The following is a 13,868-nucleotide window of genomic DNA, read 5'->3' as shown; positions in this document are numbered from 1 at the left end:
GCGATCGCGCGCGCATCCAGCTACCGCATTTCCATGACACTGGCGTGACAGTGGGCTGCCGTTCACCAACGGCGGCGAGGGTCACGCGGCCGGGCAGGGCGCGCCGCCATCCATCCACGTGCGGAACGCAGCAACGAAGTCGGCGTGCGGCACCGGCACCGGCACGCGGTTGCCGCCCGGTGCCCAGCCCCACAGCACCAGCGCGTCGTCGGTGACGTGCTTGAGCATGGCGTCGAGATCACGATCGCCGGTCTGCCTGCGATCCTTGATCATCGCGCACAACTCGGCGGCGGGCAGTCCGATCCATGCCATCTTCTGGTCCGGCGGCGGCAGTGCCCAATGCGGCGCGCCGGGCGGCGCGTGCGGGCCGTAGCTGTCGGGCAGGTTCTTCTCGCCATGGCAGGCGCTGCAGGGCAGGCCTGGCGCACCGTGGCCTTCGGGGCCGCGCACCACGCCCTGTGCATGTACCAGTTGCGCGTCGAACTGCAGCGGTGCATCGCCGGGGATGTGGCAGTTGCTGCAGCGCGGGTGCTGGAACACCTGTTCGACGATGTCGAATGCCTGCAGCGCCTGCGCGGTTTGCTCCGGCGAGGCCTTGCTGCTGCAGCCGGCCAGCAGAAGCGCGGCGGCGAATGAGGCCGTGGCGAGGAATGCGATGCGGCAGATCTTCATGGCAGGGTCCTCACGAAGCCGTCGTGGCGGCAGGGGCGCCGGCAAGCCGGAGCGGCAGGCTGCGCAGCCGCTGCCCGGTCAACGCGAACACGGCATTGGCGACGGCCGGCGCGATCGGTGGCGTCCCCGGTTCGCCGACACCACCCATGCGTTCGGTGCTGGGCACGATATGCACTTCGACCTGCGGCATCTCGTCCATGCGCAGCACGCGGTAGTCGTGGTAGTTCGACTCCTGCACGCGCCCCTCCCTGAGCGTCAGCGTCGAATGCAGCGCCGCGCCCAAGCCGAACACGATGCCGCTTTCCATCTGCGCCACCACGTTGTCGGGATTGACCACGGGGCCGCAGTCGATCGCGCAGACCACGCGATGCACGCGGATGCGGCCGTCCTGCACCGACACTTCCGCCACCTGCGCGACGTAACTGCCGAACGATTCGTGCACCGCGACGCCATGGCCGCGGCCTTCGGCAGGCGCGGTGCCCCAGCCGGATTTCTCCGCGGCAAGGTTCAGCGCGGCCAAATGGCGGGGATGCTTCTCCAGCAGCCTGCGGCGATATGCCACAGGGTCCTGCCCGGCCGCATGCGCCAGTTCGTCGACCACGCTTTCCATCACGAAGCCGTTGACGCTGTGCCCGACCGAACGCCACCAAAGCACCGGGATGCCGGTGCGCGGCGAATGCAGGTCGACGCGGTGCGCGGCGGTGTCGAGCACGTAGGGAGAGTTGGCGACGCCTTCGGTCGAGGTGGCATCCACGCCGTCCTTGACCATCATCGCTTCCATGAAAGTGCCGGCCATGATCGACTGCCCCACCATGACCTGGTGCCAGCCCACCGGGACGCCATCCTCGCCCAGGCCGACGCGGACGCGCTCGACGAATGCCGAGCGATAGAAGCCGCCGCGGGTGTCGTCCTCGCGCGTCCACACCGTCTTGACCGGCGCGTTGGCAGCCTTCGCGATCTCGACCGCTTCGGCCACCACTTCGGAGCCGGGCGTGGCGCGGCGTCCGAAACCGCCGCCCAGGAACGGGGTATGGATCCTGACCTTGTCCGGCGCGATGCCGAGGATGCGCGCGGCCGCGCCCTGGTCGAGCGTCGGGAACTGGGTGCCGCACCAGATGTCGCATTCACCGTTGTCGATCTTCACCGTGCAGTTGAGCGGTTCCATCGCCGCATGCGCGAGGTAGGGCACGGCGTACTCGGCCTCGACGGTCTTCGCCGCCCCGCCGATCGCGGTGGCGACATCGCCGGCCTGCGCGGCGACCGGACCTTCGGTGGCCGCGAGTCGTGCAAACTCGGCACGTAGCGCATCACTGTCGAGCGTGCCGTGTGCGCCTTCGTCCCATTCCACGGTGAGCGCATCGCGTCCCAGTTTTGCGGCCCAGTAGTGATCGGCGACCACGGCGATGCCGCTGGGCACCTGCACCACGTGGCGCACGCCGGGCACGGCCTTCGCCGCGGCGGCGTCGAACGATGCCACCTTGCCGCCGAACACCGGCGCGCGCGCGACCACCGCGGTCAGCAGACCATCGAATTGCACGTCCATGCCGAATACGGCGCGGCCGGTGATCTTCTCCGGCGTGTCCAGCCGTTTGGTGGACTTGCCGATGACGCGCCAGTCCTTCGCTTCGCGCAGCGTGAGCGAAGCGGGGTCCGGCGGCGTCAGCTTGCCGGCATCGTCGGCGAGTTCGCCGTAGCGCAGGCGCTGGTCGCCGGCGATGACCACGCCGTTCTCGGTGCGGATTTCAGCGATCGGCACGCCGGTGCGCGCGGCCGCGGCCTGCACCAGCAGCGTGCGCGCCGCGGCACCGGCCTGGCGGTAGCGGTCGAACTCCGACCAGGTGCTGGTGGAGCCACCGGTGCCCTGCATGCCGAACACCGGGCTGTCGTAGGCCTTGTCGACCGGGCCGTGCTCGACGCGGATCCTCGACCAGTCGGCGTCGAGTTCCTCGGCGATCAGCATCGGCAACGTGGTCCAGATGCCCTGGCCCATTTCGGAGTGCGAGAGCAGCACGGTAATGGTGTCGTCCGCTGCCACGCGCAGGAAGGCGTTGGGCGCGAAGGCCGCGACGGCCGCCTGCGCTTCCTGCGCCTGTGCGAAGCGCCGCGCGGCGGGGATGGCGAAGCCGATCACCAGGCCGCCGCCAACGAGGGCTGACGTGCGCAGGAAATCGCGGCGCGAGAACTTGTTTTCAGAGGACTTGTTGTCGACGTTCACTGGATTGACTCCGTCGGACCCGTGGGAAGGCGACGCGCCGCGTCGCCGCTCAGGCCTTGCCGAGCTCGGCGGCGCGATGCACCGCCGCGCGAATGCGCTGGTACGTGCCGCAGCGGCAGAGGTTTCCCGAAAATGCACGGTCGATGTCCTGGTCGTCGGGCGAGGGCACTTGTGCCAGCAGCGCGACCGTGGTCATGATCTGCCCCGACTGGCAGTAGCCGCACTGCACCACGTCCAGTTCCGCCCACGCACGCTGCACCGGATGGCTGCCATCGGGAGAAAGGCCTTCGATGGTGGTGATCGGCTTGCCGGCGACCGCTTCCACCGGCGTGACGCAACTGCGCCGCGGCTCTCCGTCGACATGTACCGTGCAGGCACCGCATTGCGCGATGCCGCAACCGAACTTGGTGCCGGTCAGTCCCATCAGGTCGCGTAACACCCACAGCAGGGGCATGTCGGGCGGGGCGTCGACCTCGTGCTCGGTTCCGTTGACGTGCAGCTTCATCGGTGGCTCCCTGGCGTCGGCTTGGGACCTCACGACCTTACTCCTGCAAGGCGGCAACCGCCAGCGCTCCGGCGCGTTTCATCATGCCGATCCGAGGCGATCGGGATTGTCCCGTTTCGCATCGCGATTGTCCCGGGACCACGAACCCGATCGACGACGATGTGTGTCCGTCGATCCCGTGGCGGGCGGGTCGCGGCTGCCTTGCGTCGTGCGGGTGCGTGCGCCATCGTGGCCGCCATGTCCGCGCATCGCCACTTGCTCGAAGCCTCCGCGCATGCCGGCGAGACCGATGCGGCCGCGGCGTTGGCCGTGGTGGTCGAGACCGAAGGCTCCACCTACGTGCGCCGCGGCGCGATGGCGCTGTTTGGCGAGGACCTGCAGGTCGGCTGGCTGAGTGGTGGCTGCCTCGAACCGGAGATCGCCAGGCGTGCACAGGCGGCGATCACCAGTGGCCGCCTGGGCTGGATGGAGATCGACACCCGCGATGACGAGGACTTGCTGTCCGGTTCCGCGCCAGGTTGCCGCGGTCGCCTGCGCATTGCGCTGATGCCGCTGCGGGCGCTGCCCGGGTGGTCGGCGCCGGTCCGCGCATGGCTGCGCCGTGAAGGTGAACTGCAGTTGCGTTTGCAGGCTGATGGCGCGCTAGCGCTGCAGGCGGGGAAGGCGGCAGCCAGCTGGTCGCTGCCGTGCGATGCCCCGCCGTGGCAGTCGGAGGCGATGAGCGTGCGAGTGCCGGCGCCGCTGGCGATCACGCTGTTCGGCGCGGGACCGGAGACGCAGGTGCTGGTGCCGTTGCTCCGGCAACTGGGCTGGATGACGCAGGTGGTGGAGCGGCGCACGCGCTGGCTGGCCGCCGCATCCGTGGCCGACCATGTGCTGCAGGCGACGCCACGCGATGCCGCCGAGGCCATCGCAGGCATGGGTTGCAACGCCGCGCTGGTGATGCACCACGATTTCGAACTCGATCGCGAAGCACTGGATGTGCTGGCGCACAACGACGTGTCCTATATCGGGCTGCTGGGGCCGCGCCGCCGCCGCGACGATCTGTTCAAGCTGCTCACCCAAGGGATGCGCGAATCACTGCAGCCCCGGCTGCACTCGCCGGTGGGCATGCCGCTGGGCGGACACGGCCCGGAAGCGATCGCCCTGAGCATCGCCGCGCAACTGCAGGCGTGGCGCGCGGGTGTCGAAACCTCGTGACGACATCGATGCCCGCGCATGCCGCGGTGCTGCTGGCGGCAGGCGGCAGCCGGCGCCTCGGACAAGCGAAGCAACTACTGACGCGCGATGGCGAGACACTGGTGCATCGCGCCGCAAGGTTGTTGCACGACACACGCCCTTGCCGGCTGGTGGTCGTGGCCGGCGCGCAGGGCGATGCGGTGGAGTCGGCTGTGGACGACCTAAATGCCATGGTGGTGCGCAACGACGACTGGCAGGCAGGCCTGTCGGCAAGCCTGGGCGTGGCCGGTGCCGCGCTGGCCGGCTTCGACGGGCAGGTGTTGGTCACCACCTGCGACCAGCCGGCGCTGGAAGCGGTGCATCTGCATGCCCTGCTGATGGGTGCGGCCGACAGCCCCTCCGGCTGCGCGGCCTTGCTGCACAACGGACTTGCAGGCGTGCCGGCCGTGGTGCCCGTGGCGTGGCTGCATTCGCAGCCATCACGCAAGGATGATCGCGGCGATGTCGGATTGGGCGCACGCTTGCGCGCCATCCCGCAACAGGAACTGCACCTGCTTGATGCAGCGGAGGCGGCGTTCGACATCGACTCGCCGGACGATGTCGTGTTCGCGGTCGCGCGCGGCTGGCTGGATCCGCCAACCGCACGCTGACGCGACGGACCACGCGGCGACGGTCAGGCTGCGCGCAGGGCGTCGGTGACCGGCAGGCTGGCCGCGCGCAGTGCCGGGAACAGGCCGCCGACGAAGCCGATCGCCAATGCCCACTTAAGGCCCTGCCAGAGCAACTCCGGCGAGACTTTGAAGTCGAAGCTGAGGATGGCCACGCCGGTCGAAGTGGACGCGGTGTAGCCGTTGAACACCAGCCACGCGACCAGCCCGCCCAGCAGCCCGCCCAGCGCGGCGAGCAGCATCGTCTCCAGCATCACCGCCACCACCACCGGCAGGCCGCGGAAACCGATCGCGCGCAGCGTGGCGATCTCCCGCGCACGCGCCGCGACCGTGGCGAACATCGTGTTCAGCGCGCCGAACACCGCGCCCACCGCCATGATTGAACCGACCACGATGCCGATGATGCGCAACATGCGGGTGATGGCTTCGGACTGCTCGCGGAAGTACTCCAGCGTGGTCTTGGCCTCCACCTGCAGGCGCGGGTCGGCATCCAGCGTGGCCTTGAACGCGTTGAAGTCGCCGGCTTCGCGCAGCCTCGCCACCACCGAGGCGCGGCTGCTGCCGCGGTTGTAGGACGAGGCCACGATCTCGGCATCGGCCCACATTTCCGAATCCGTCGAATCGCCGGATTCGAACACGCCCACCACCGCCCAGACCTGGTTGCCGAGTCGCACCTCGTCGCCCGGGTCCAGGCCGGAGAACTGGCGCTGTGCGCCGCGGCCGACCACCAGTTCGCGGCGACCGGTCTCGAAGCGACGGCCTTCCGCCACGCGCAGTCCGGGCCGCACGGCCCACGCCATGTCGCCGACGCCGCGCAGGGTGACGCTGCCGTCCTGGCCATCGGCACGCGGCACGTTGGCCGACACCACGATCTCGGCCGACGCCAGCGGGCGCCCTTCGCCGTCGCGCGCGATTTCCGGCGCACGCTCGATCGCGGTGATCGCATCGTGCGACATCACCGACATCAGTTCCGCCGACGAACCGCCACGCAGCACGATCGCCGTGTCCTCGCTGCCGCTGCTGTCCATGGTGTGTCGGTAGCCCTCGGCCATCGCCAGCAGCGCGACCAGCACCCCGACCACGCCGGCGATGCCGACCACCACCACCGACGATGCGCCCAGGCGCTGGGTCAGCGTGCTCACGCCGACGCGGGTGACCGACGCGGCCTGGCGGCCGCTGCGGGTCAGGCCCATCCACAGTGCGAACAGCACCGCGATACCCAGCAACGCCTGCCAGGGCAGCATGATCCACGCGGCGAGGAACGCAGCGATGATGAGGAACAGCGCGAAACCGCGCAGGAAGCTTTTGATGATCTTCATGTCGTTTCCCTCAGCGGCCGGCCAATGCATCGACGATGTTCAGGCGCATCGCACGGATCGCCGGCAGGGCCCCCACCAGCAGGCCGATGCCACCCATCAGCGTGAGTCCCAGCAGCCAGCTTTGTGCCCCGATCGCCGGCAGGCTGATGGTGCCGCCGCTGAACGTGCCCACGGCCGGTCCCAGCACCGCGGCCAGGCCCAGTCCCAGCACGCCGCCGATGACGACCAGCAGCACCGATTCGGCCAGCACCATCGCCAGCACGCTGCCGCTGGTGAAGCCGATGGTCTTCAGCACCGCCAGTTCCGAGGTGCGCTCGCGCACGGCCTGCGCCATGGTGTTGCCGGTCAGCAGCAGCAGGGTGAAGAACACCGCGCCCATGATCGAGCCGACGATCAGGCCGATGTCGGCCATCTGGCTGATCTGCGCGGCCATCGCCGCCTGTTCGTTCATCGTGCGCGTTTCGTGCGGCGAGTTCATCGACAGCGCGTCGATGGCCTTGGCCGCGGCGTCGCTGCGGTTCACGTCGGACACGCGGCTGATGTACCAGCCGACGTTGGCGTTGACGTAGGGCGTGGATTCCTCGAAGTACTTGTAGTGCATCAGGATCAACGCTTCGGTGAAGCCCGCGCTGCGGCCTTCCTTCGCCTGGATCACGCCGACGATCTGGAACGACCAGTTCAGCGTGCCGTCGCTGTTGGGGAAGATGGTCGACTGCAGCGGGATGGTCTGCCCGACCTCCCACTTGAAGCGGTCCATCATCGCCTTGCCGACCAGGATGCCGGTGCGCGTGCGCTGCCATGCCTCCAGCTGGCCGGGGCCGACTTCGACTTCCGGGTACAGGTCGAGGTAGTTCGGCGCCACCGCGAAGGTGAACAGCTGGTTGCGCGGGTTCTGGTACGCGCCGCCGAACCAGTTGGCGTAGGTGACGGCCTCGATGTTGTCGACCTGGCGGATGCGGTTCTCGAGCGACAGCGGCAGGGTCTCGACCATCGACAGCCGCGACGTGGTCTGCAGGCGCTGCGCGCCGTCGGCGCTCTGGCCCAGCTGCGCGAACGTGGTGCGGATGCCGTCGAGCATGCCGAACAGCAGGAACGCCGCCATGATCGAGGCCAGCGTGAGGAAGGTGCGGGTCTTGCGCCGGAACAGCGCGGCCCAGATCAGGTGGAAGTATTTCATCTAGGTGTCTCCAGCGTTTCCTTCTCCCATCGGGAGAAGGTGCCCGAAGGGCGGATGAGGGGCGGCGAAGGGAAGGACGTCCGGATCGCTGTCGCTTCGCCGCACCCTCACTCCAACCCTCTCCCGGAGGGAGAGGGGCTACGGATTCAGGCGGCGTGCGCGGGTTCGCCGACCAGCGTGCCCTTGTCCAGGTGCAGGGTGTGGGTGGCGTACTCGGCGGCCTTCGGGTCGTGGGTGACCATCACGATGGTCTTGCCGTGCTCGCGGTTGAGCGTCTGCAGCAGGCCCAGGATGTCCTCGGCCGACTGGCGGTCGAGGTCGCCGGTGGGTTCGTCGCAGATCAGCAGGGTCGGGTCGGAGACGATGGCGCGGGCGATGGCCACGCGCTGCTGCTGGCCGCCGGAGAGTTCGTTGGGTTTGTGCGACTTGCGATCGGCCAGGCCCACCAGCTGCAGCGCGATCTCGGCATTGCGCTTGCGCTGCGCGCCACCCAGCCTGGTCAGCAGCAGCGGCAGTTCGACGTTCTTCTGCGCGGTCAGCGCCGGCATCAGGTTGTAGAACTGGAACACATAGCCGACGTTCTGGCTGCGCCAGTGCGAGAGCTGGCCACCGCCGAGCTGGTCGATGCGCTGGCCGCCGACGTCGATCTGCCCCGACGTAGGCGAGTCGAGTCCGCCGATCAGGTTGAGCAGGGTGGTCTTGCCGGAACCGGACGGGCCCATCAGCGCGACGAAGTCGCCGGCCTCGATGTCGAGGTCGACACCATGCAGCACTTCGACCTTCTCGGGTCCGCGCTGGTAGGTCTTGGTGAGGTTGCGGATCGATACCAGGGTTGCCATGGCGTGCCTCTTGGTGATGTGTTGCGTGATGTGTTGCCGGGAGCGTCCCGGTGGCGTGCGTCTAGGGAAACACGGACTTCCGTCATCCCGGCGCATGCCGGGACCCGGTACCTTTCCTTGCGAATCGCATCCATCGCCACGGCATCCCGCCGCGGCGCTTGACTCAGTTCGTCCCGGTGCCGACCACGTCGCTGTCGGCCAGCCCGTCGGGCGGCGACAGCACCACGGTTTCGCCCGGCGCCAGTCCCGAGACCACCTCGCGCTGTTCGCCCAGTGCATCGCCGGGCTGCACCCTGCGCAGCTCGACGCGGTTCTCGCGGCCGACCACGAACACCGCGTCGCCGCCGTCGCGCTGCACCAGCGCCGTCGCCGGTACGCGCACGCCGCGGCGCGGTTCGGCGTCGGGTTCCGGCGCCTTCTCCAGGAAACTCACGGTCACGCCCATGTCGGGCACGATGCGCGCGTCCTTTTCCCGCAGTGCCACGCGCACCTTCACGGTGGCCTTGCCACGGTCGGCGGTGGGGATGATGGCGATGACCTCGGCGGGGATCTTCCAGTCCGGGTAGGAGTTGAGCGTGGCCTCGACCGGCATCTTCGGCTGCACCCGGCCGATGTACGACTCGCCCACGTCCACTTCCACTTCCAGCGAATCCATGTCGACGATGGTGCCGATGCCGGTGCGGGTGAAGCCGCCGCCGGCCGACAGTGGCGACACGATCTCGCCCGGCTGCGCGGCCTTGGCGATCACCACGCCGGCGAACGGGGCGCGCACGATGGTGTTGTCCACGCCGATGTCGGAGATGCGCAGCGAATCGGAGGCGACCTGCGCATTGCGCTGCGCGGTCGACAACTGCGCGCGCAGCGAGTCGCGCGTGGCCACGGCCTGTTCGTACTGGGCGCGCGACACCAGCTGCTGGTCGACCAGCGAGCGCAGGCGAGAGGCGTTGGATTCGGCCTCGGTCAGCTGTGCACGCACGCCGTCGGCCTGGCTGCGCGCGGCGGCCAGCTGCGAACGCGAGAGCTCGCGCGCGGCGTCGGCGTCGATCGGGTCCAGCGTGGCCATCACCTGGCCGGCTTCCACCCGCATGCCTTCCTCGATCAGGACCTCGCGCACGCGGCCGGTGATCTTGGACGACACCGTGGCCATGCGCCGTGCCACCACGTAGCCGCTGGCGTCGAGCACCGAGGTCGAGGCATTGCCGGCGGCCAGCGACACCGCGGTCGCGGTCTGCACCGCCACCGGCTGTGCGCGTCCGAACAGCAGCCAGCCGACAACAGCCAGCAGCACGATGGCGGCCGCGATGCCGAGCGCGATCCACAGCCCCTTGCGCGAAGGCGGCGGGCCGGGCGAGCGGTCGATGCGGAGTTCCTTGAGCAGGTCGGCGTTGGTATTCATCGAAGGACAGGACGGGGGTTCGCGGCCATTGTGACCAATCCAGCGCGCCGGGGGTGTTGCCGGAAGTCACTTTCGCGTGGTGCACAGCCTAGGCGGCCGTGGGCGGCGCGGCCGCTGACAACTGTCATGACGTTCGCCTGACGGCGGCGAATGTCACGGTGCAGGCGGCCGCGCGAGGATGAGTCCATGGTCCGCCACCCGATTCCGCCGATGATTGCCCACCCCACCCGTGATGCTGTCCCACTGGCGCGCCTGCAGGGCATTCGCAAGCGCTACGGCGCGATCACCGCGCTCGATGGCCTGGACCTGACGCTGCATACGGGGCAGGTGACCGCGCTGCTGGGGGCGAACGGGGCAGGCAAGACCACCGCCGTCGGCCTGTTGCTGGGCCTGCTGTCCGCGGACGCAGGCACGGTGGAGGTATTCGGCCAGTCGCCATCGCGGCTGCACGTGCGCCAGCGCGTCGGCACCATGCTGCAGTCGGCGAACATCCCGGAGCGGCTGCAGGTCGGCGAACTGCTGGCGCTGGTGCGCAGCTATTACCCACGGCCGCGCAGCGTCGACGAATGCATCGCGATGGCGGGGCTGCAGGGACTGCTCGGTCGACGCTACGGCAAGCTTTCCGGCGGCCAGCAGCGGCGCGTGCAGTTCGCACTGGCGATCTGCGGCCGTCCCGCGCTGCTGTTCCTCGACGAGCCGACCACGGGGCTGGACATCGAGGCGCGCCAGGCGCTGTGGCAGGCGATCCGCGGCCTTGTCGCCGAAGGCGCCGCGGTGCTGCTGACCACGCATTACCTGGAGGAAGCCGAGGCGCTGTCGGATCGCGTCGCGGTGATCGACCAGGGCCGGCGCGTGGCCGAAGGCACCGTGCACGAGATCCGCGCGCACGTGTCGCTGCGCAGGATCCGCTGCATCACCACCCTGGCCGAGGACGAGGTGGCCGCGTGGCCGCAGGTGCGCGAGGTGGAACGCGACGGCGAGTACCTGCGGGTGGTGGCCGACGTCGCCGAGCCGGTGGTGCGCAGGCTGCTGGCGGCCGACGCCGACCTGCACGAACTCGAGATCCAGCGCGCCGGACTGGCCGATGCCTTCCTGGCGCTGACGCAGAAAGCGACCCGGGAGGCCACGTGATGGACGGCATGACGACTTCGATGGTGGCACGGCCCGCGCCGCGCTGGCGCAGCTATGTGCTGGAAGCGAAATGCGAGCTGCTGCGGCTGCTGCGCGAGCCAGCCTTCGGCGTGCCGGTCATCGCGTTCCCGGCGTTCTTCTACGTGCTGTTCGGCGTGCTGCTCAACCGCGGCAATGCGGGCGCGGCCGAATACCTGCTGGCGACCTATGGCGTGTTCGGCGTGGTCGGCGCGGCGATGTTCGGCTTCGGCGTGACCATCGCCATCGACCGCGAGCAGGGCTTCCTGCGCCTCAAGCGCGCGCTGCCCACGCCCACCGGTGCGCCGCTGCTGGCGAAGATGGCGATGGCGATGGTGTTCTGCGCGGTGATCTCGCTGGTGCTGGCGCTGCTGGCGGTGGCCGTTGCCGGGGTGCGGCTGTCGCCCGGGCAGTGGGCGCTGCTGCTGGTGGTGAACGTGCTGGGCAGCCTGCCGTTCGCCGCCATCGGCCTGTACATCGGCACCCTGGTCGGCGGCAACGCCGCGCCGGCCGTGCTCAACCTCATCTACCTGCCGATGGCCTTCCTGTCCGGCCTGTGGCTGCCGCTGACGATGCTGCCTGCGATCTTCGGCAAACTGGCGGCGCTGTGGCCGGCCTACCACCTGGGGCAGGCGGCATTGAAGGTCGTGGGCCACGATGCCGGGCAGCCGCTGTGGCTGCATGTCGTGGTGCTGCTGGTGGTCACGGTTGTGTTCGCGGTGCTCGCGCAGCGGCGGCTGTCGGCGGCGGAATGAACGGGGTGTCCGGTGTCATCGAGAAAAACCGCTGTTGATCGTCGCTCCTGCGCTGTCACGTATGGCCAGGATGATTCGAATTCCCTTTGAAGCCGAACGGCGGGAGCCTGATGATGAAGCGTTGGCCTGAACTGATCGCCGCCACTACCCTGTGCCTGGTCCTCGGCCTGGCGATGGCCATGACCACCCCTGCGCCGGCGTCGTCTTCCGCCGACGCCGATCCCGCTGGCTTCGTGGTACACGGCGCGCGCGTGTTCGATGGCGAGCGTGATCTCGGCGTCGCCACCGTCGTGGTGCGCGACGGCCGCGTCGAGGCGGTCGGTGCGGACATCGCCGTGCCCGAGGGCCTGCCGGTCGTCGATGGCGTCGGCAAGACCCTGCTGCCCGGCTTCTTCGACGCGCACGTGCATGCCTGGGGCGATGCGCAGCGCGACATGGCACGGTTCGGCGTGACCTCCGCACTGGACATGCATGGCATGGCCGAACGCCTTCCGGCCTTGCGCGCCGAGCGCGATTCGCGGGACAACGGCAGCCGCGCCGACCTGTGGGCCACCGGCTACGCGATCACCGCGCCTGGCGGCCACGGCACCCAGTACGGCTTCCCGGTGCCCACGGTCGATGCCGACACCGACATCGACGCCTTCATCGGCGAACGCATCGACGATGGCGCGGATTTCATCAAGCTGATCATCGAGGACCTGAGCGCCTATGGGTCCGCGCGCCGCCTGCCGACGTTGACGGACGCGCAGGTGCGCGCCACCGTTGCCGCGGCCCACGCGCGCCAGCGGCTCGCCGTGGCCCATGTCTCCACCCTGGCGACCGCGCGCGATGCCATCGACGCCGGTGCCGACGGGCTGGTGCACGTGTTCACCGATGCCGTTGCCGACGACGCCTTCGTCGACGCCATGCGCGCACGCGGTGCGTTCCTCGTACCGACGCTGTCGGTCATGGCCTCCATCGCCGGCGGCGGCGAGGGCAAGGCATTGGCCGCGGACGCGCGCATCGCACCGCTGCTGACCGCCGAACAGCGCGGCACGCTGGAAGCGGACTTCGGCGGGCCGAACCCGGAACGCCTGCAGCGCGCCATCGACAGCGTGCGTCGCCTGCATGCCGCGGGCGTGGACATCCTGGCCGGCAGCGACGCCCCGAACCCAGGCACCGCGCACGGCACCAGCCTGCACCACGAACTGGAACTGCTGGTGCGCGCAGGACTGACGCCGGTGCAGGCGCTGGCCGCGGCCACTTCGTTGCCGGCGCGCCGCTTCGGTATCGACGATCGCGGGCATATCGCGACCGGCCAGCGCGCGGACCTGGTACTGGTGGACGGCGATCCCTTGCAGGACATCACCGCCACGCGGGCGATCGCCGCCGTGTGGAAGAACGGCCACCGGGTCGAGCGCGTTGCGGGTGACGGCGTGGCGCACGCTGAAGCCGTGCCCACCGACACGCTGGTCAGCGATTTCGAAGGCGGTGTGGTCGCTGCGCACTTCGGCAGCTGGCAGCCGACCACCGACCAGATGGCGGGGGGCGCGTCGGTCGTCGAACACGGCCTGGTCGCGGGGGGTGCCGCCGGCTCGGGTGGCGCCCTGCGCGTGGCGGGCGAGGTCAGGCCGGGCTTCGCATTCCCGTGGGCTGGCGTGATGTGGTTCCCGGCGGCGCAGCCGATGGCACCGATGGACCTGTCCTCTCGCCGCCAGCTGGTGTTCCAGGTGCGTGGCGATGGCCGCGGCTACAGCGCGATGTTGTTTTCCGGCGCTTCGGCGCAGGCCATGCCCAGCGTGCAGGCCTTCGTGGCCGGGCCGGAATGGACCGAGGTGCGGCTGCCACTGGCGGCGTTCCAGGGCGGCGATCCGTCGCAGGTGCGTGGCATCGCGTTCACCGCGGGGCAGCCGCACGGGACGTTCGAGTTCTTCATCGATGCGATCGAACTGCGCTGAGCGCATCATGCCGTGGCGTAGTGGCGAACCGGGGGCGGGCATGCACGACAACCATCA

At 69.5% G+C, this 13,868-nt stretch carries 12 protein-coding genes; 5 read left to right on the top strand and 7 right to left on the bottom strand.

Annotation, left to right across the window (positions count from 1 at the left end; all coding sequences use genetic code 11):
* Window positions 1–81 precede the first annotated feature (81 nt).
* Genes E2F46_RS09045 through E2F46_RS09035 form a run of 3 tightly spaced genes read right to left on the bottom strand, consistent with a single transcriptional unit; the run spans window position 82 to window position 3,392 of the window.
* Window positions 82–672, bottom strand: coding sequence for a hypothetical protein (locus E2F46_RS09045; RefSeq protein WP_133321746.1), 591 nt, complete (start codon window positions 670–672; stop codon window positions 82–84).
* Window positions 673–682: 10 nt separating this feature from the next.
* A complete protein-coding gene (locus E2F46_RS09040; RefSeq protein ID WP_133321745.1) occupies window positions 683–2,887 on the bottom strand; it encodes a xanthine dehydrogenase family protein molybdopterin-binding subunit in 2,205 nt (734 codons plus the stop codon).
* A 49-nt stretch (window positions 2,888–2,936) separates the two neighbouring features.
* Entirely contained in the window at window positions 2,937–3,392 is a 456-nt protein-coding gene (locus E2F46_RS09035; RefSeq protein WP_133321744.1) for a (2Fe-2S)-binding protein, read from the bottom strand.
* A 237-nt stretch (window positions 3,393–3,629) separates the two neighbouring features.
* Here E2F46_RS09035 and E2F46_RS09030 point away from each other — a divergent pair, with 237 nt between their 5' ends.
* Window positions 3,630–4,592, top strand: a complete 963-nt coding sequence (locus E2F46_RS09030; protein ID WP_133321743.1) for an XdhC family protein — start codon at window positions 3,630–3,632, stop codon at window positions 4,590–4,592.
* 8 nt (window positions 4,593–4,600) lie between these two features.
* Entirely contained in the window at window positions 4,601–5,221 is a 621-nt protein-coding gene (locus tag E2F46_RS09025) for a nucleotidyltransferase family protein (protein WP_133321742.1), read from the top strand.
* A 23-nt stretch (window positions 5,222–5,244) separates the two neighbouring features.
* Here the strand turns inward: E2F46_RS09025 and E2F46_RS09020 are convergent, their stop codons facing one another.
* From E2F46_RS09020 to E2F46_RS09005, 4 genes are all read right to left on the bottom strand, one after another.
* Window positions 5,245–6,558, bottom strand: a complete 1,314-nt coding sequence (locus E2F46_RS09020) for an ABC transporter permease (protein WP_133321741.1) — start codon at window positions 6,556–6,558, stop codon at window positions 5,245–5,247.
* A gap of 10 nt (window positions 6,559–6,568) precedes the next feature.
* Entirely contained in the window at window positions 6,569–7,735 is a 1,167-nt protein-coding gene (locus E2F46_RS09015) for an ABC transporter permease (protein ID WP_133321740.1), read from the bottom strand.
* A gap of 146 nt (window positions 7,736–7,881) precedes the next feature.
* Window positions 7,882–8,574 carry an ABC transporter ATP-binding protein gene (locus tag E2F46_RS09010; RefSeq protein WP_133321739.1) on the bottom strand — a complete coding sequence of 231 codons (693 nt, stop codon included), beginning with the start codon at window positions 8,572–8,574 and terminating at the stop codon, window positions 7,882–7,884.
* A gap of 163 nt (window positions 8,575–8,737) precedes the next feature.
* Window positions 8,738–9,970 (bottom strand): efflux RND transporter periplasmic adaptor subunit, encoded by a 1,233-nt coding sequence (locus E2F46_RS09005; protein ID WP_133321738.1) that lies wholly within the window; start codon window positions 9,968–9,970, stop codon window positions 8,738–8,740.
* Window positions 9,971–10,180: 210 nt separating this feature from the next.
* Between E2F46_RS09005 and E2F46_RS09000 the strand changes: the two genes are divergently transcribed.
* From E2F46_RS09000 to E2F46_RS08990, 3 genes are all read left to right on the top strand, one after another.
* Window positions 10,181–11,101 (top strand): ABC transporter ATP-binding protein, encoded by a 921-nt coding sequence (locus E2F46_RS09000; protein WP_133321737.1) that lies wholly within the window; start codon window positions 10,181–10,183, stop codon window positions 11,099–11,101.
* Entirely contained in the window at window positions 11,101–11,874 is a 774-nt protein-coding gene (locus E2F46_RS08995) for an ABC transporter permease (RefSeq protein WP_133321736.1), read from the top strand. The genes E2F46_RS09000 and E2F46_RS08995 overlap by 1 nt, the downstream gene beginning before the upstream one ends.
* 113 nt (window positions 11,875–11,987) lie before the next feature.
* The gene (locus E2F46_RS08990) at window positions 11,988–13,811 is read left to right on the top strand and encodes a CIA30 family protein (protein ID WP_133321735.1); all 1,824 of its coding nucleotides are present in this window, start codon (window positions 11,988–11,990) and stop codon (window positions 13,809–13,811) included.
* The last annotated feature ends 57 nt before the right edge of the window (window positions 13,812–13,868 follow it).

Source organism: Luteimonas aestuarii (genome assembly GCF_004357985.1).
Taxonomy (GTDB): Bacteria; Pseudomonadota; Gammaproteobacteria; order Xanthomonadales; family Xanthomonadaceae; genus Luteimonas; species Luteimonas aestuarii.
Note: the sequence above shows the minus strand (reverse complement) of the source record. Positions and strands in the feature narration are given on the sequence as shown.

Coding starts and splice junctions, on each gene's coding strand:
- E2F46_RS09025 (WP_133321742.1), top strand. CDS start 4,601: ATGCCCGCGCATGCCGCGGTGCTGCTGGCGGCAGGCGGCAGCCGGCGC.
- E2F46_RS08990 (WP_133321735.1), top strand. CDS start 11,988: ATGAAGCGTTGGCCTGAACTGATCGCCGCCACTACCCTGTGCCTGGTC.
- E2F46_RS09045 (WP_133321746.1), bottom strand. CDS start 672: ATGAAGATCTGCCGCATCGCATTCCTCGCCACGGCCTCATTCGCCGCC.
- E2F46_RS09020 (WP_133321741.1), bottom strand. CDS start 6,558: ATGAAGATCATCAAAAGCTTCCTGCGCGGTTTCGCGCTGTTCCTCATC.
- E2F46_RS09030 (WP_133321743.1), top strand. CDS start 3,630: ATGTCCGCGCATCGCCACTTGCTCGAAGCCTCCGCGCATGCCGGCGAG.
- E2F46_RS09010 (WP_133321739.1), bottom strand. CDS start 8,574: ATGGCAACCCTGGTATCGATCCGCAACCTCACCAAGACCTACCAGCGC.
- E2F46_RS09005 (WP_133321738.1), bottom strand. CDS start 9,970: ATGAATACCAACGCCGACCTGCTCAAGGAACTCCGCATCGACCGCTCG.
- E2F46_RS09000 (WP_133321737.1), top strand. CDS start 10,181: ATGATTGCCCACCCCACCCGTGATGCTGTCCCACTGGCGCGCCTGCAG.
- E2F46_RS09035 (WP_133321744.1), bottom strand. CDS start 3,392: ATGAAGCTGCACGTCAACGGAACCGAGCACGAGGTCGACGCCCCGCCC.
- E2F46_RS08995 (WP_133321736.1), top strand. CDS start 11,101: ATGGACGGCATGACGACTTCGATGGTGGCACGGCCCGCGCCGCGCTGG.
- E2F46_RS09015 (WP_133321740.1), bottom strand. CDS start 7,735: ATGAAATACTTCCACCTGATCTGGGCCGCGCTGTTCCGGCGCAAGACC.